This is a genomic window from Pseudonocardia sp. CA-107938, assembly GCF_050936315.1.
Taxonomy (GTDB): domain Bacteria; phylum Actinomycetota; class Actinomycetes; order Mycobacteriales; family Pseudonocardiaceae; genus Pseudonocardia.
The window spans coordinates 281,230-298,248 of the sequence record NZ_JBNJNA010000002.1 but is presented as its reverse complement, the minus strand read 5'-3'; the positions used below and the strand labels follow the sequence as shown (position 1 = coordinate 298,248).

15 protein-coding genes are annotated in these 17,019 nt (G+C 73.1%); 7 read left to right on the top strand and 8 right to left on the bottom strand.

Annotated features, from left to right (window positions below; translation table 11 throughout):
- Positions 1-11 precede the first annotated feature (11 nt).
- Positions 12-1,358 (bottom strand): 4-aminobutyrate--2-oxoglutarate transaminase, encoded by a 1,347-nt coding sequence (gene gabT / locus ACQEVB_RS34335; RefSeq protein WP_432981694.1) that lies wholly within the window; start codon positions 1,356-1,358, stop codon positions 12-14.
- Between the two features lie 18 nt (positions 1,359-1,376).
- Positions 1,377-2,825 (bottom strand): FCD domain-containing protein, encoded by a 1,449-nt coding sequence (locus ACQEVB_RS34330; RefSeq protein WP_432981691.1) that lies wholly within the window; start codon positions 2,823-2,825, stop codon positions 1,377-1,379.
- A gap of 116 nt (positions 2,826-2,941) precedes the next feature.
- Here ACQEVB_RS34330 and ACQEVB_RS34325 point away from each other — a divergent pair, with 116 nt between their 5' ends.
- From ACQEVB_RS34325 to ACQEVB_RS34305, 5 genes are read left to right on the top strand one after another with little or no spacing between them, the layout of a single operon-like run.
- Positions 2,942-3,976: an ABC transporter ATP-binding protein gene (locus ACQEVB_RS34325; protein ID WP_432981688.1), complete on the top strand. Its 1,035-nt coding sequence runs from the start codon at positions 2,942-2,944 to the stop codon at positions 3,974-3,976.
- Between the two features lie 13 nt (positions 3,977-3,989).
- Positions 3,990-5,195 (top strand): ABC transporter substrate-binding protein, encoded by a 1,206-nt coding sequence (locus ACQEVB_RS34320; protein WP_432981685.1) that lies wholly within the window; start codon positions 3,990-3,992, stop codon positions 5,193-5,195.
- A gap of 34 nt (positions 5,196-5,229) precedes the next feature.
- Positions 5,230-6,060, top strand: coding sequence for an ABC transporter permease (locus tag ACQEVB_RS34315; RefSeq protein WP_432981682.1), 831 nt, complete (start codon positions 5,230-5,232; stop codon positions 6,058-6,060).
- A gap of 1 nt (position 6,061) precedes the next feature.
- Complete coding sequence (locus ACQEVB_RS34310; protein WP_432981679.1) at positions 6,062-6,865, top strand: ABC transporter permease; 804 nt, start codon at positions 6,062-6,064, stop codon at positions 6,863-6,865.
- A gap of 10 nt (positions 6,866-6,875) precedes the next feature.
- Positions 6,876-8,309, top strand: a complete 1,434-nt coding sequence (locus ACQEVB_RS34305; RefSeq protein ID WP_432981676.1) for an aminobutyraldehyde dehydrogenase — start codon at positions 6,876-6,878, stop codon at positions 8,307-8,309.
- A 9-nt stretch (positions 8,310-8,318) separates the two neighbouring features.
- On the opposite strand, the gene ACQEVB_RS34300 is transcribed toward ACQEVB_RS34305, so the two are convergent.
- From ACQEVB_RS34300 to ACQEVB_RS34275, 6 genes are read right to left on the bottom strand one after another with little or no spacing between them, the layout of a single operon-like run.
- Positions 8,319-8,762: a nuclear transport factor 2 family protein gene (locus ACQEVB_RS34300; protein ID WP_432981673.1), complete on the bottom strand. Its 444-nt coding sequence runs from the start codon at positions 8,760-8,762 to the stop codon at positions 8,319-8,321.
- A 4-nt stretch (positions 8,763-8,766) separates the two neighbouring features.
- Complete coding sequence (locus ACQEVB_RS34295) at positions 8,767-9,600, bottom strand: NAD(P)H-binding protein (RefSeq protein ID WP_432981670.1); 834 nt, start codon at positions 9,598-9,600, stop codon at positions 8,767-8,769.
- Positions 9,597-10,493, bottom strand: coding sequence for an alpha/beta hydrolase (locus ACQEVB_RS34290; RefSeq protein ID WP_432981667.1), 897 nt, complete (start codon positions 10,491-10,493; stop codon positions 9,597-9,599). Before ACQEVB_RS34290 ends, ACQEVB_RS34295 begins: the two co-directional genes overlap by 4 nt.
- A gap of 26 nt (positions 10,494-10,519) precedes the next feature.
- The gene (locus ACQEVB_RS34285; RefSeq protein ID WP_432981664.1) at positions 10,520-11,320 is read right to left on the bottom strand and encodes a helix-turn-helix domain-containing protein; all 801 of its coding nucleotides are present in this window, start codon (positions 11,318-11,320) and stop codon (positions 10,520-10,522) included.
- Positions 11,321-11,341: 21 nt separating this feature from the next.
- A complete protein-coding gene (locus ACQEVB_RS34280; protein ID WP_432981661.1) occupies positions 11,342-12,082 on the bottom strand; it encodes an IclR family transcriptional regulator in 741 nt (246 codons plus the stop codon).
- Positions 12,079-13,506, bottom strand: coding sequence for an APC family permease (locus ACQEVB_RS34275; protein ID WP_432981659.1), 1,428 nt, complete (start codon positions 13,504-13,506; stop codon positions 12,079-12,081). The genes ACQEVB_RS34280 and ACQEVB_RS34275 overlap by 4 nt, the downstream gene beginning before the upstream one ends.
- A 158-nt stretch (positions 13,507-13,664) precedes the next feature.
- On the opposite strand from ACQEVB_RS34275, the gene ACQEVB_RS34270 reads away from it, so the two are divergent.
- Together ACQEVB_RS34270 and ACQEVB_RS34265 are read left to right on the top strand one after the other, a co-directional pair.
- Positions 13,665-15,092 (top strand): APC family permease, encoded by a 1,428-nt coding sequence (locus ACQEVB_RS34270; RefSeq protein ID WP_432981656.1) that lies wholly within the window; start codon positions 13,665-13,667, stop codon positions 15,090-15,092.
- Complete coding sequence (locus ACQEVB_RS34265) at positions 15,089-16,987, top strand: primary-amine oxidase (protein WP_432981653.1); 1,899 nt, start codon at positions 15,089-15,091, stop codon at positions 16,985-16,987. Before ACQEVB_RS34270 ends, ACQEVB_RS34265 begins: the two co-directional genes overlap by 4 nt.
- Positions 16,988-17,019 lie beyond the last annotated feature (32 nt).

Sequence of the window (17,019 nt, the reverse complement as noted above, 5' to 3'; positions counted from 1 at the left end):
CGCGCTCCAGGTCAAGCGCTGCGGAGCGCCTCCTCCAGCACGTCGAGCCCCTCGACGAGGAGGTCCTGCGGGATCGCGAGCGGCGGCAGCAGCCGCACCACGTTGCCCCACGTCCCGCACGTCAGCACGATCACCCCGGCCCGATGGCACGCGCCGGCGACGGCCTTGGCGAGCTCGGCGTCGGGCTCGTCGGTGCCCGGGCGGACGAACTCGACGCCGATCATCGCGCCGCGCCCGCGCACGTCGCCGATGCGCGGATCACCCAGCTGCCGCAGGCGCGGCAGTGCGTGGTCGGCGATCTCGCGGGCGCGCCCGATCAGCCCGTCGTCGCGGACGGCACCCAGCGCGGCCAGCGCAGCGGCGCACGCCACCGGGTTGCCGCCGTAGGTGCCGCCGAGCCCACCGGGGTGGACGGCGTCGACCAGCTCGGCGCGGCCGGTGACCGCGGCGATCGGCAGCCCGCCGCCCATGCCCTTCGCCATCGTGACGAGGTCGGGCACGACCTCCTCGTGGTCGCAGGCGAACCACGCGCCGGTGCGGGCGATGCCGGTCTGCACCTCGTCCGCGATGAACACGATGCCGTGCTCGCGACACCACGCGGCGAGCGCCGCCAGGAAGCCGGGCGCCGGCACGACGAACCCGCCCTCGCCCTGGATCGGCTCGATCAGCAGCGCCGCCAGCCGGTTCGCCCCCGCCGAGCGTTCGAGCACCTCGATCGTGCGGGCCGCCGCGGCCGGACCGTCGAGCCCGTCCCGGAACGGGTACGAGGTGGGCGCCCGGTACACCTCCGGCGCGAACGGCCCGAACCCGTCCTTGTACGGCATGTTCTTCGCCGTCAGCGCCATCGTGAGGTTGGTGCGGCCGTGGTAGGCGTGGTCGACGACGGCGACCGCGCTGCGCCCCGTCGCGTACCGGGCGATCTTGACCGCGTTCTCCACGGCCTCGGCGCCGCTGTTGAACAGCGCCGTGCGCTTGTCGTGGTCGCCTGGGGTGACGGCGGCCAGCTCCTCGGCGAGCTGCACGTACCCCTCGTACGGCGTGATCATGAAGCAGGTGTGGGTGAACCGGGCCAGCGCCGCCCCGGCGTCGGCGACGACCTGCGGGTGGCTGTTGCCGACCGTGGTGACCGCGATGCCCGAGCCGAGGTCGATGAACGAGTTGCCGTCGACGTCGACGAGCACGCCGCCACCGGCCGCCGCCGCGTACACCGGCATCGTCGAGCTGACGCCGCGGGCCACGGCCGCGGCGCGGCGTTCCTGCAGCTCGAGCGAGCGCGGACCGGGCACGGCCGTGCGCAGCTCGCGGCGCTGGGGCAGCGCCGGGCCACCGGTCAGCGCGCCGGGGGCGGTGGTGGTCATGGGTGGCTCCTTCGCGGGTCAGCGGATCAGCAGCGCGAGCGGCAGGCGGTCGAGGTGGTGCAGCTCACCACCGGGGACGACCGAACCCACGACCAGTGCGGGATCGTTGGCGACGGCCACCCGGCCCCCGTCGTTCACCAGCGCGGCCGGCCGGCGGATCGCCCCGAGCTGCGGCAGCAGCGTGCGCTCCAGCCAGCGGTCGACGATGTCGGCGCCGACGACCCCGAGGAACCGGCCGCCGACGCTGATCGGCGCCGTGAACGTGAGCGTGTACTCCTGGGTGCACAGGTGATCGACGTACGGCCCGACGACGTGCCGGGCACCGGTGCGGCGGGGCACCGTGAACCACGGCAGCACGGTGTAGTCGTAGAAGGCCGTGGCAGAAGGGTCCAGATCCACCTCCAGCCGCTCGACGGAGCTGCCGTCCGGGGTGCGGTGCCACCACTCCATCCAGTGGCCGGCGCCCTCGACGAGCCCGGGTTCGAGCACGAGGCCGGCACCGACGAGCGGTGTGCCGTCGGTGTCGAGCAGCGGCCGCACGACGCGCGAGATCGGCTCGACGTCCTCGGGGCGCAGGAGCGCCGGCCCGGCGAGCGGGCGCAGCAGCTGCTCGGCGGCGCCGCGGATGCCCTCGATGGCAGCGAACGTGCTCTCGCAGATCGTCGCGACCCGCTCGATCACGGCCGCCACCGGATCGCTCGGCGGATCCGACTCGCCGTCGGGCTCACCGAGGAACGTGAGCTGCAGCGTGCTCGCCCGCGCGAGAGCCGTGGACAGGTGCGCGGCGGCCAGCCCGCGCGCGCCCGGCCCGTCCCCCGCGGCGACGGCGTCGAGGATGCCGCGATGGCGCGCGACGACGTCGGACTCGCCGCGCGACGGCCACAGCAGCGGCCCGATCTCGGCCTGCATGCTGATGACGGCCCTGGTCAGGCGGGGTGACTGGGCGGCAGCGGCCAGCTCGACGTGGAACCGCGACTCGGCGCGACGGCGGGCCCCGAGGTCCCCGGCGCCGGCCAGCGCGGCCACGCTGTCGGCGATCAGCGCGACGTCCAGCTCGCCGGCGCGTTCGGCGGCGAGGGCGGCGCAGGTGCTGGCCAGCGCGCCGTAGTGGTCGGCGAGGTCGCGCAGCTCGGACGGGCTGACCGCGCGCAGGCGCTCGCGCAGCACCGCGGTCTCGGCGCCCTCGTCGGTGGCCCCCCCGCGCACGAAGCTGCCGCCGTTGCGGCCCCGGCGCGTGACCAGCAGGCCCTGCCCGCGCAGCGCGGTGAGCGCCTCCCGCACCGTCACGGCCGAGACGCCGAAGGCCTCGGCGAGGTCGGTCTCGCTGGGCAGCTGCTCGTCGGGGGCGAGCAGGCCGAGGTGGATGCCCTCGGAGAGCCGGCGGACGACGGCGTCGGCCCGTTTGCCGACGTCGAGCGGTGCGAACACCGCCGCCCGGCCACCCGCCGCATGGGCGGTGTTGCGCACGCGTCACTCCTTCGCTGGGTCTTCGCGCTCACTCTGCCACAGGCATTGACATAAAACCTATGAACTCATAGTTTTTCGCCCACGTTGCTGCCACAACCGGACGAACGGGAGCGCTCGTGCCGTCTGACCCGTCCCCGGCGATCACGCTGCGCGGCGTGCGCAAGGAGTTCCCCGGCGGCGTCGTCGCCGTGCACGACCTCGACCTCGACATCGCCGACGGCGAGTTCGTCACGCTGCTGGGCCCGTCCGGCTCCGGCAAGACGACGGTGCTGCGGCTGATCGCGGGCTTCGAGAGCCCCACCGCCGGCACGATCTCCCTCGCCGGCAGGGACGTCACGCGCAACGCCCCGTTCGACCGCGACGTGCACACCGTCTTCCAGGACTACGCGCTGTTCCCACACCTGTCGGTGCTGCGCAACGTCGAGTACCCGCTGCGCATCGCCGGCGTCGACCGGGCCGAGCGCCGCCGGCGCGCGCTGGAGGCGCTGGCCACCGTGCGGCTGGACGCCATGGCCGAGCGGGCGCCCACCGCGCTCTCGGGCGGCCAGCGCCAGCGCGTCGCGCTCGCCCGCGCGCTCGTGGACCGGCCGGCCGTCCTATTGCTCGACGAGCCCCTCGGCGCGCTCGACCTCAAACTCCGCGAGCAGATGCAGGTGGAGCTCAAGCAGATCCAGCGCGCCTCCGGCATCACGTTCGTGCTGGTCACGCACGACCAGGACGAGGCGCTGACCCTGGCCGACCGGGTAGTCGTGTTCAACGACGGGCGGGTGGAGCAGGCGGGCTCGGCGCAGGAGGTCTACGAGCGGCCCGTGTCGGCGTTCGTCGCCGGGTTCGTCGGCACGTCGAACGTACTGGGCTCGGAGGCCGCGCAGGCGATCATCGGGCGCGCCGGCAGCTGGAGCGTGCGGCCGGAGAAGATCGCGATCAGCGACCCCACCGACCCGGTGCCCGCCGGCCGATCGGCCGCGCTCGGAGTCGTCGAGGAGCTGGTCTACACCGGCCCGACCACGCGCTGCGTCGTCGAGCTCGACGCGGGCGGGCAGCTGTCGGTGCTGCTGCTCGCCGGACCGGAGGACGACAAGGTGCCCGACCGCGGCGCGCGGGTCCGGCTCACCTGGCGGCACGACCACGAAGTCCCACTGCACCAGTGAAGGAGAGCGACAGATGCGGGTCATGGCAGCAGCGCGCACTGCAGCGCTGATCGGTGCGGTCGGGCTCGTGCTCGCCGCGTGCGGAAGTGGCGGCGGCAGCGCACCCGGCGGCGGGGCGGCGCCACCGGCGGCCCAGGCCTACGCCGGGCCCGTCGGGAAGGGCGAGGGCAAGCTGTCCGTGCTCGCCTGGCCCGGCTACGCCGAGGACGGCTCCACCGACCCCAAGGTCGACTGGGTCACCCCGTTCGAGCAGCAGACCGGCTGCCAGGTCACGGTGAAGACGTTCGCGACGTCCGCCGAGGCCGTGCAGCTGTTCTCCACCGGCGAGTACGACGTCGTCTCCGCGTCGGGCGACGCGTCGCTGCGGCTCGTCTACGGCGACCGGGTCCAGCCCATCAACACGGCGCTCGTGCCCAACTACGCCGACGTCATCGGCGAGCTCAAGGACAAGCCCTGGAACACCGTCGCCGGCCAGAACTACGGCATCCCGCACGGCCGCGGCGCCAACCTGCTGCTCTACAACACCGCCGCCAACCCGACGCCGCCCACGTCGTGGAAGAACATGTGGGACCCGGCGTCCCCGGCCAAGGGCAAGATCAGCCCGTACGACGACGCGATCTACATCGCCGACGCCGCCGTCTACCTGATGTCGACGAAGCCCGAGCTCGGCATCAAGAACCCGTACGCGCTGGACAGGAAGCAGTTCGACGCCGCCATCGCGCTGCTGCAGCAGCAGAAGCCGCTCGTCGCCGAGTACTGGGCCGACGTCGTCAAGCAGGGCCAGGGGCTCGCGTCCGGCTCGCTGCTGGAGGGCCAGGGCTGGCAGCTCACCGCGAACCTCGCCAACGCCGACGCGCCGGGCAAGGTCGGCACCACCAAGCCGACCGAGGGCGCAACCGGATGGTCGGACACGTGGATGGTCAAGAAGGGCACCGCGAACATCAACTGCTCGTACCTGTGGCTCAACCACGTCGTGTCGCCGCAGGTCAACGCGCAGATCGCGGAGTACTTCGGGGAGGCGCCGGCCAACTCGAAGTCCTGCGCGCTCACCACGAACAAGGACCACTGCACCCAGTACCACGCGCAGGAGACCGGGTTCTGGAACAACGTCTACTACTGGACCACGCCGGTCGAGAGCTGCGTCGACGGGCGCACCGACGCCAAGTGCATCCCGTACGACGAGTGGGTGCGGGCGTGGACGCAGTTGCGTAGCTCGTAGGCGCGGTCACCCGGGGACCACAGGAGGTGGAGTCTTGTCCGTTGCCGCCGTGCTGCACCGGCATCCCCGGCTGCGGCTCTCCGGGTTGCTCACGCCCGCGCTGATCTGGCTCGGGCTGTTCTACGTCGTGCCGCTCGGGTTCCTGCTCGCCACCGCGTTCTTCGGCACCGACAGCTTCACCGGACGGATCACCTACTCGTTCACGCTCGACAACGTCCTGAACGTGCTGACCGAGCCGGCGTACCTGCTCACGGTGCTGCGGACGGTCGGCGTGGCCGTCGGGGTGACGCTGCTGTGCCTGCTGCTGGCCCTGCCGCTCGCGACGTACATGGCGCTGGCGGCCGGCGCGCGCAGCCGGCCGGTGCTGGTGGCGCTGGTGCTCACCCCGTTGTGGGCGTCGTACCTGGTGAAGGTGTACGCGTGGCGGGTCCTGCTGGCGCCGGAGGGGCCGCTCGGCGGCCTCTCCCCCGGCTACGGGTGGGTCGCCGTGGTCGTCACGCTGACCTACCTGTGGCTGCCGTACATGGTGCTGCCCGTCTACGCCGGGATCAGCTCGATGCGCGGCTCGTTCCTGGAGGCGGCGGCCGACCTGGGCGCCCGCCCGTGGACGGCGTTCCGCACGGTCGTGTTCCCGGTGCTCGGTCCGGCGGTCGCCGCCGGCTCGGTGTTCACGTTCTCCCTGTCGCTCGGCGACTACATCACCGTGCAGCTCGTCGGCGGCACCAACCAGATGCTCGGCAACGTCGTCTACCAGACGTTCTCCACCGACCTGCCGTTCGCGGCCGCGGTGGCGGTGCTGCCGCTCGTCGTGATGGCGTTCTACCTGCTGACGATCCGCCGCACCGGCGCGCTCGGGAGGCTCTGACATGGTGCTCTCGGCGACCGCCCGCTGGCTGCTGCGCACCGCAGCGGTCGTGGTGCTGCTGTTCATCTACGTGCCGATGGCGCTGGTGCTGCTCAACTCGTTCTCGGCGAGCGCCACGTTCACCTGGCCGCCGCCCGGGTTCACGCTGCGCTGGTGGCAGGTGGCCGCCACCAACCAGGGCGTGATCGACGCGGCGTGGACGTCCGTGCAGGTCGCGGCCGGTGCGACGGTGGTCGCAGTGGTGCTGGGCACGCTCGCGTCGATGGCGCTGGTGCGCTACGAGTTCTTCGGCAAGGAGATCGTCTCCCTGCTGGTGCTGCTGCCCATCGCGCTGCCCGGCATCGTCACGGGCATCGCGCTCAACACCCTGTTCACGCAGGCGCTGGGCGGGCTCACGTTCTTCACGCTGGTCGTCGGGCACGCCACGTTCTGCATCGTCATCGTCGTCAACAACGCGTCCGCGCGGCTGCGGCGCATGTCCGGCACCGCCGAGGAGGCGTCGATGGACCTCGGCGCCACCCCGTGGACGACGTGGCGGCTGGTCACCTTCCCGGCGCTGCGCGGCGCGCTGTTCGCCGGCGCGCTCCTGGCGTTCGCCCTGTCGTTCGACGAGATCATCGTGACCACGTTCACCGCAGGTCCCGGCATCCAGACGCTCCCGCTGTGGATCTTCCAGAACCTGTTCCGGCCCAACCAGAGCCCGGTCGTCAACGTGGCGGCCGTCGTGCTCGTCGTGATCTCGGTGCTGCCGGTCTACCTGGCCAACCGGCTCTCCGGCGACTCCGCCGGCACCGTGACCAAGTGAGGGGACAGCTGTGCAGACGTTCCACAACATCATCGACGGCAAGCCGGTGGCGGCGGCCGACGGGCGCACGCTCGACATCGTCGATCCCGCCACCGGCGAGGTCTACGCGACGGCGCCGCTCTCCGGCCCCGCCGACGTCGACGCGGCGTACACGTGCGCGCAGCGCGCGTTCCGGGAGGGCTGGCGCGACACCACCCCCGCCGACCGCATGGCTGCGCTGTTGAAGATGGCCGACGCCGTCGAGGAGCACGGGCCGGAGCTCGTCGAGATCGAGGCGCGCGACACCGGCAAGCCCAAGGGCCTCACGCTGTCGGAGGAGATCGGCCCGATGGCCGACCAGCTGCGCTTCTTCGCCGGCGCGGCCCGGCACCTGCAGGGCGCCGCGACCAGCGAGTACATGGCCGGGCACTCGTCGACGATCCGGCGGGAGCCGCTCGGCGTGATCGGGTCGATCACGCCGTGGAACTACCCGATGATGATGGCGATCTGGAAGATCGGCCCGGCCATCGCGGCGGGCAACACGATGGTGCTCAAGCCGTCCGACACCACCCCGGCGAGCAGCGTGCGGATGGGCGAGCTGTTCAACGAGATCCTCCCGCCCGGCGTGCTCAACGTGGTGTGCGGCGACCGGGCCACCGGCGCCGCGATGACCGACCACGACATCCCCGCGATGGTCGCCATCACCGGCTCCACCCGCGCGGGCAAGGCGGTGGCCGAGTCGGCGGCGCGGCGCGTCACCCGGGTGCATCTGGAGCTGGGCGGCAACGCGCCGGTCGTCGTGTTCGACGACGCCGACCTCGACGCGGCCGCCGAGGGCATCGCCGCAGCCGGGTTCTTCAACGCCGGCCAGGACTGCACCGCCGGCACCCGCGTGATCGCGCACGCGTCCGTCGCCGAGGCGCTGGCCGCCAAGCTCGTCGAGCAGGCCGCCGACATCCGCTTCTCCCGCGACGAGACGGACGGGTCGGAGGACTTCTTCATTCCGCCGCTGAACAACCCGGACCAGCTGGCGAAGGTGTCCGGGCTGGTCTCGCGGGCCCCGGCGCACGCGCAGGTGCTCTGCGGCGGGTCCGCGGCGGACGGCGGCGGGTACTTCTACCCGCCGACCGTCATCAGCGGCCTCCGCCAGACCGACGAGCTCGTCTCCACCGAGATCTTCGGCCCGGTGATCACCGTGCAGACCTTCGACGACGAGGACGAGGCCGTCGCGCTGGCCAACGACACGACCTACGGCCTCGCGTCGAGCGTGTGGACCAGCGACCACGGCCGCACCATCCGGCTCTCCCGCGCGCTCGACTTCGGCTGCGTGTGGATCAACTGCCACATCCCGCTCGTCGCGGAGATGCCGCACGGCGGGTTCAAGCAGTCCGGCTACGGGAAGGACCTGTCGTCGTACGCGCTGGAGGACTACACGCGCGTCAAGCACGTGATGAGCACGTACTGACTCTCCAGGTCAGGTGCGCGGGGTTCGCGGCTGCGTGACCGTGCGGGACGTGGCCAGGGCGGGGAGGGTCAGGTTGCCCTCCTGGTAGTAGAGCTGCAGCGTGATCCCCACGATCAGGCCGGCCCGGACGCGCACGACGTAGTGCCCGTGGACGCCCCACAGCGGGCCGCCCTCGGCGTCGGCGATCCGGTGGAAGGCCCGGACGTGGGTGTCCAGCCGCAGCAGGCCGTCGTCCTCGGGCGTGACGACGCCGGGGCCGGTGACGTGCTGCGTGGCGTCGAACCCCGGGAAGACGGCCTGCCAGCGGCCGATCAGCTCGTCGGCGGCGACGTCCTCGACCTCGCCGCCGGCCAGCTCGGTGTAGTCGGCGCGGACGGTGTCGGCGAACGTCGCCCGGGCCGCGGCCCAGTCCAGCGCGTCGACGGCGTGCAGCAGCCGGGTCAGCACGGTCATGGGATCACCCACTGCGTCCTCCGAAAGCTGCTGCGTGCGCCGTCGCCCACTGCTCGAACGTGCGCGGCGGGCGTCCGGTGACCTCGGCGACGGTCGGGTACACGATCGACTCGTCCAGCGTCCGGTCGACGTAGAAGCTGAAGAACGCGCGCACGTACCGCTCGGGCATGCTCGCGGACATCCGTGTCCACGCCTCGTCGTTGGGCTCTGCCTCGAACCGCAGGTCGCGGCCGAGCACGTCACCGAGGATGCGCAGCCGATCGGCGGGCAGCAGCGGTTCGGGGCCGGTCAGCAGGTACGCCTTCCCGGCGTGCCCGTCGGACGTGAGCGCCTCGAGCGCGACGGCGGCGATGTCGGCCGGGTCGATCACGGCGATCGGTACGTCCGCGAACGGCGCCCGCACGACGTCGCCCGCAGCCAGCTGTTCCGTCCACTGGAGCGTGTTCGACATGAACCCGGACGGGCGCAGGAACGTCCAGTCCAGCCCGGAGGCCTGCACGGCCCGTTCGGTGGCGATCATGTACTGCGAGACGGCGTTGTCGGTCCGCCCGGTGGCCGCCGAGCCACCGGAGAGCAGCGCCACCCGGGTGATGCCGGCGGCGCGGGCCTCCTCCAGCACCGCGTCCGGGTAGCCGGCCAGCAGGAAGAGCGCATCGGCGCCGGCGAACGCCGCGCGCAGGCTCTCCGGCTCGTTCAGGTCGCCGACGGCGCGCTCGGCGCCGTCGGGGAGCGCGGCGGTCGCCGTGCGCACGACCCCGCGGACCGCCTCGCCCCGTTCCGCGAGCTGCCGCACCAGCTCGCCCCCCACGTTCCCGGTCGCACCCGTGACGACGATCATGACGGGAGGGTAGTGCGGTAGTGCTTGTCGGCTGCGTCGACGGCGAGCGTCACCTGTGCCTCCTGGTCGTAGAAGTCGATCTGGGTGCCGTCGGCCCATAGGATCTCCGTCGGCCCGCGCAGCGCCGCCGCGACGTGGCGCACGTTGTCGGGCAGCACGCAGTCCTCGCTGTGGACGAACAGCGTGGGAACCGACACCGCCGGGGCGGCGGAGAGGCCGTCGAACGTCAGCCAGTAGGCCCAGCTGAACTCGGCCATCGCGTTCTCCCAGTTCGGGACGGCGCCGCGGCCGGGCTCGGCGTAGTAGGGCAGCTCGAACGACATGCCCGCGCGGTCGTTGCCCGGCTCGTACGCCGGGACGGTCCGCACCTCGCCGGTGTGCTGGTAGAGCTCGAACGCCGCGGCCGCGCGGTCGAGGCGCAGCGCGACGCCGTCCGCTCCGCCGTAGAACGGCGCGACCGTCGCGGTGTCGTGGAACCACCCGGCCACGCTGACCATCGAGGCGATCGGGGCGCCCGCCGCCAGCGCGCGCAGCGCGTACTGCGCCGAGGCGCACACGCCGAGGTACCCGATCGCGCCAGGTCGGACGAACGACAGCGTCGACACCGCACGCGCCACGGCGACGATGTCGTCGATCTTCCGCGCGGGCAGCTCCGCGTGCCGCGGCGTGCCACCGCTGGCGCCCCAGCCGGCGAAGTCGAACGTGACCGCGGTGTACCCGCGGGCCGCGAGCTCGGCGGCGTACCGGTCGGCCATTTGCTCCTTGACGGTCAGCCACGAGCCGGTGACCAGCACCGCGGGCTGCGGTTCGAGCAGGTCGTCGACGTTGCGGTGGACACGGGCCGCGAGCGGGACGTCACCGTTGAAGAACTGGAACGGACGGGAGTGGATCACAGCCGGATGCTGGCACGCCGCCGCCGTCAGGAGAGGGTCCGATCCTGCTGTCCTCGAAGATCACCGGGCAGCATCCCCAGCTCGCGGCGGAACACCCGGCGGAAGTGGCTCAGGTTGGAGAACCCGACGCCGTGGGCGATGTCGACGACGCTCGCCTGCGTCGCCAGGAGCCGGGCGCGGGCGGCCTCGATGCGGCGGGCCGTCACGAACTGGTGCGGGGTGGCGCCGGTGGCCGCGCGGAACGCGCGCGCGAAGTGGAACGGGCTCAGCGCGGCGACGCCGGCGAGCCGGTCCAGGCTGAGCGTCTCCTGCAGGTGCGCGTCGACGAACTGCGCGACGCGGTCCACCAGCCGGCGGTCCAGCGCACCGCTCGGGGCGCGCGGTCTCCGGCCGCCAGGCGCGTACACCTCGTCGAGGTGCCGGGCGAGGCGGTGGGCGAGCGTGCTCGCCGCCACGTCGGTGAGCCCACCCCCGGTGACGTGCGCCCTGCGCAGCACGTGCGCGGCGCCGAGCACCACCCCGTCGCGGACGTCGAGCGCCGTCCCCACGGGCCGCGCGGGCAGCAGCGCCGGGTCGAGGTAGATCTCCACCGCCTCGGTCCGCTCGCCGATCTCGCTCCACGCGATGGCGTGGGCGCCCGTGACGAACACGGCGCCCGCGGCGACGTCGCCCTTCGTCGAGCGCCCGCCCACGGTCCGGACGGCCGCGGTGTGCTGCGAGAACGAGACGCCGACCTGGTCGGCCTTCGTGGTGGTCGTTCGGTCGCTCGGCGGCAGGGCGTGGTGTTCGGACCGCATTCCGGGCCACTGGATCGACGAGCTCGGCACGGGTCCACGGTAACCACGGAGTCAGGCGAGCAGCGGGGCCAAGCGCTCGGCGTGCTGGCGCAGGAGATCGAGCAGCGGCTCGTTCGGCTCCGCCACGCGGGCGACGGGACCGGCCAGTGCCAGCCCGGCGACGAGCCGGCCGTCGCCCGGCGCCCGGATCGGGACGGCGAGGCAGCCGCGCTCGGCGGAGAGCTCGCCGAGCTGGCGGGCCCAGCCGGCGGCGTCAACCTCGACGAGGACGGCGTCGAGCGCGGCCGCGTCCTGGACGGTGTGCGGGGTGAGCGGGCGCAGCTCGCGCACCAGCGCCCGCCAGTCGGGCTGCTCGGCCAGTAGCAACCGGCCCAGCGCGCTGGCCTGCGGGAACCTGGCCAGGACGGCGGCGGCGCTCGGCGGGTGGTCCGGGTCGGCGTCGACCACGACGACCTGCCCGGTGGTGAACGACGCCAGGTGCACGCCCCAGCGCACCTGCCCGCGCAGGTGCTCGACGACGGCGCGGGCCGCGGTCGGGACGGTGCCGGAGGCGGGCAGGGCGAGCCGGGCGGCGCGCCGGCCCAGCGCGAACCCCTTCAGGTCGGGCAGCCGCACCAGGTACTCGTCGGCGACGAGCAGGTTGAGCAGCCGGTAGGTCGTGGCCGACGGCAGCCGCAGCGCCGCCGAGATCTCCTTCGCCGTGACGCCCGGGCCGGCCGCGACGACCTCCTCCAGCACGGCCAGCGCGCTGCGCACCGCCTTGGGCTGGCGGCCGGAGAGCGGCGTCGTCACGGGGTGCCCAGCACGTCGGCGGCGACCGTCTCGTCGTAGACGCCGATGCCTGCCAGCTCGGCCGGCCGGGCGAGGCGCAGCCACGCGTACCAGGCCAGGCCCGCCACGGCGAGCCCTCCGAGCAGCATCGACGGCAACGGCGAGACCAGCACGAACGCGACCAGCACGAACAGCAGGACGGGCACGATCACGGCGGCGGCGACGACCGCGGGTCGGGTCAGCTCGTCGATGCGGTGCAGGAACACCGGGGCGGCCGCGCACACCAGCACGTACGCGACGAGGAAGCCGCAGGTCGCCATCGTCAGCAGCACGATGAGCACCGGCAGGATCGGCAGGCCGGTCGCGACGGGCACGGCGAGCGCACCGACGACCACGGGCACGGCCACGGCGAGCGCCACGTGCGGCGTGCGGTAGCGGCGGTGGGTACGACCCCAAGCGGCCGGCGCCAGCCCGTCCCGCGACAGCGAGAAGAGCACGCGCACCAGCGCCGTCACCGTCGCGAGCGCACAGGCGGCGAACGACATGACCAGCGCCGAGTCGAGCACGACGGGCACCCACGCCCATCCGCCGGCGGCGGCCAGCGCGTTCACCGGCTCCTGCTGGGCGGCGAGCCCGCCGGGCGTGGTGCTGAACCCGACCACCTGGACGTGCGCAGCGAACAGGTACAGCACTCCCGCGACCGCCGCCGTGGCGCCGACGGCCCGCGGCACGCTGCGGAACGGCTTGCGGGCCTCCGCCCCCAGCACGGTCGCCACCTCGAATCCGATGAACGCCGCGATCGCCGGCACCACGCCGACCGCGATCCCGCCCAGCCCCGGCGCCGGCAGGTCGGCGGGCGGGCCGGGGGTCGGCCCGGTCACCAGCAGCACCACGAACACCCCGACCATCAGGGCGATCGCCACGCTCTCCACGAGCAGCACCACGCGGGCCGAGAGCCGCACGCCGCGCAGCGCCAGCAGGGCGACGAGCGCACCGACCACGGCGATCCCGGCCGCCGTCGGCAGCGGGCCCGCCCGCACCCCCGCCGTCGCGAGCAGCGCCTCCCCGTAGGCGCCGACCCCGGCGAGCGCGGCGGCCGCCAGCAGCCCGTAGCCGGCGATCAGGCCGATCGCGCACGCGAACGCCGCACCGGGCGGCAGGCCCTTCGCGGTGAGGCTGTAGAGCCCGCCCGGTGCGGCCATCCGGCGGGTGAACTGCCCGATGCAGGTCGCCACGAGCAGCATCAGCACCGTCGCGACCAGGAACGACACCACCGTCGCGCGGCCGGCCGACGCCGCCACGATCACGGGGGTGGCCGCCATCGCCGCCGACGGTGCCGCGCCGGACACCGACTGCGCGAACACCTCGACCGGCCCCAGCCGGCGGCGCCGCAACCCCGCCACCGGGGAGCGGTCGCGCAGCGTCGGCGGGACCCATGCGGGCATGCGGCGCACCGTATCCACCGCAGGTCACCGCCGGCCACGGGGCGAATGAGAATTCCGCCGGCCGGTTTACCGCGGGGCGGGAACGGCCTTTGACCGGCGCCCCGCGGCCCGGTGAGGGTGACCGCCGTCGCCGTCGCTCGACCGGTGGGAGACCGGACATGGGCCCTGATCACAGCACGGAGAAACCCCACACCCTCGCCGGCTCGCTCGGCGTCGGATCGATCGTCTTCATGGTGGTGGCCGCCGCGGCACCGATGACCGTCATCGCCGGCTCGGTGCCGATCGGCATCGCCGCCGGCAACGGCGCCGCGTTCCCCACGACGTTCGCGCTCTGCTGCGCGATCCTGCTCCTGTTCGCCGTCGGGTTCTGCGCGATGAGCCGGCACGTGCCGAACGCGGGCGCGTTCTACGCGTACGTGCAGCGCGGCCTGGGCCGGGCACCGGGCCTGGGCTCCGCGTTCCTCGCGCTCGTCACGTACACGGCGGTGCAGCTGGCCGTGTACGGCTACATCGGTGCCGTCATCGACGGGCTGGTGCAGCACTGGGGCGGGCCGGCGCTGCCGTGGTGGCTGTGGTCGGTCGTCGTCCTCGCGATCGTCGCGGCGCTCGGCTACCGGCACATCGAGCTGTCCGGCCGGGTGCTGGGCGTGCTGCTGATCGCCGAGGTGGCGATCGTGCTGATCTTCGACGTGGTCGTCGCGGCCACCGGGGGCGGCTCGCCGGAAGGGCTGTCGACCGCCTTCCTGCAGCCCGGGCAGTTCGTCTCCGGCGCGCTCGGCGTCGCGATCATGTTCGCGATCGCGTCGTTCATCGGGTTCGAGGCCACCGCGGTGTTCCGTGACGAGGCCCGCGACCCGGATCGCACCATCCCGCGCGCCACCTACACCGCGCTGCTGCTCATCGGCGTCTTCTACACGCTGTCCGGCTGGGCCGTCGTCTCCGCGTGGGGCGACACCGCCGCCGTCGAGCAGGCCACGGCCGACCCCGGGAACATGCTCGTCACGACGATCACGAACGTCCTCGGGACGGTGGGCGGCGACCTCGCCCAGGTGCTGCTGATGACCAGCATGTTCGCGGCGATCCTGTCGTTCCACAACGTGCTGGCGCGGTACTTCTTCACACTCGGCAACTCCGGCGCGCTGCCCGCGACGTGCGGGCGCAGCCACCCGCGGCACACGTCGCCGCACGTCGCGTCGCTCACCCAGACCGTCACCGCGCTGGTCTTCATCGTGGCGTTCGCGCTGCTCGGCATGGACCCGGTGACGCAGGTGTTCGCGTGGATGGCAGGCACCGCCACCCTCGGCGTGCTGGTGCTGATGGCGCTGACCTGCGCTGCGGTGATCGTGTTCTTCCGGCGCACGCGGGCCGACACGCGCCCGTGGCACACGCTGGTCGCGCCCGCGCTCGGGCTGGCCGGGCTGCTCGTCTGCCTCTGGTTGACGATCGCCAACTTCCCTACGTTGATCGGTGGATCGCCGGCACTGGCCACCGCCATCGGTGCCGTCCTCGCGGCGGCGTTCGTCCTCGGTGCGGCCTGGTCGCGCCGTCCTGCATCCGCACCTGCGCTGGAGAGGAGCCGTTCGTGACGACGCTCGAGGCCCGCACGGGCCACCCGCTGAGCATGACCACCGAGGCCGAGGTGGCGGCCGTCCGCGAGGTGCTGGTCGAGGCCGGACTGCTCACCGAGCACGTCCGCGTCGCGTTCTTCGCGCCGGAGGAGCCGGCGAAGGCCGACGTCCTCGCGCACACCCCCGGCGCCGACGTGGACCGCCGCTTCCGCGCGGTGCTGCTCGACCTCGCCACCGGACGGTCGTTCGACACCGTCGTCTCGGCGACCTCGCGCACCGTGGTGTCGAGCCGCGAGCTCGATCCCCCGGTCGACGGCCAGCCGCCGATCATCGACACGGAGTTCGAGCTGGTCGAGGACATCCTCGGCGCCGAGCCGGCCTGGCTCGCCGCCCTGGAGCGGCGCGGCATCGACCCGGCGTCGGTGCGGGCGGTGCCGCTGTCGGCCGGGGTCTACCCGGACTACCCGGAGGAGGCCGGCCGCCGGATCGTCCGCTCGTTCGGGTTCCGCCAGGACCACGCGAAGGACCACCCGTGGGCGCACCCGATCGACGGGCTCGTCGCCTACGTCGACCTCACCGCCCGCACCGTCGACCGCGTGATCGACGAGGAGCTCGTCCCCGTGCCGGCGACCAGCGGCAACTTCGACGACCCCGAGGTGCAGGGTCCGCCGCTCGACTCCTTGAAGCCGATCGAGATCACGCAGCCGGAGGGCCGCTCGTTCACCGTCGAGGACGGGCGGGTGCGCTGGGGCAAGTGGGACCTGCGGATCGGGTTCAACGAGCGCGAGGGACTCACCCTGCACCAGATCGCGTTCGACCAGCGGCCCATCTGCTACCGCGCGTCGATCGCGGAGATGGTGGTGCCGTACGCCGACCCGTCACCGGTGCGGTTCTGGCAGAACTACTTCGACTGCGGCGAGTACATGTTCGCCCGCTACGCCGACTCGCTGCAGCTGGGCTGCGACTGCCTCGGCGACATCCACTACGTCGACGCGGTCATCGCCGACGACCTCGGCAACCCGCGCACCATCGCCAACGCCATCTGCATGCACGAGGAGGACTACGGGGTGCTGTGGAAGCACTCCGACCTCTTCACCAACTCGCGCGAGGTGCGCCGCCAGCGCCGGCTGGTGATCTCGTTCTTCACCCCGATCGGCAACTACGACTACGGCTTCTACTGGTACCTCTACCTCGACGGCACCATCCAGCTCGAGGTCAAGGCCACCGGCCTCCTGTTCACCTCCGGCACCCCCGGCGAGTACGCCACCGAGGTGGCGCCCGGGCTGGGCGCGCCGTTCCACCAGCACCTGTTCTCCGCACGCCTCGACATGACCGTCGACGGGGTCGCCAACGCCGTCGACGAGGTCGAGGCGGCGACCGTGCCGATCGGGGAGGGCAACCCGTACGGCAACGCGTTCCGGCGCCGGCGCACCCGGCTCACCCGGGAGTCGGAGGCGCAGCGGGCATCGGCCCAGGAGCGGGTGCGCACGTGGCACATCGTGAACCCGGACAAGCTCAACGGGTTGGGCCAGCCGGTGGGGTACGCGCTGATCCCGGAGGGCAGGGCCACGATGCTGGCCGACCCCGCCTCGTCCATCCACGCGCGCGCCACCTTCGCCACCAACGCGCTGTGGGTGACCCGCTACGACCCGGCCGAGCGCTACCCGGCCGGCGACTTCGTGAACCAGAACCCGGGCGGCGCCGGCCTCCCGGCGTGGGTGGCGGCGGACCGGTCGATCGACGGCGAGGACGTCGTCGTCTGGCACACGTTCGGCACCACGCACTTCCCGCGGCCGGAGGACTGGCCCGTGATGCCGGTGGAGTACACCGGTTTCACGTTGAAGCCCGTCGGCTTCTTCGACCGCAACCCGGCGCTGGACATCCCGGCGACGGAGGCGAAGCACTGCCACTGAGCGGCGGCCCGTTCCGCACACCGGCCGCGAGC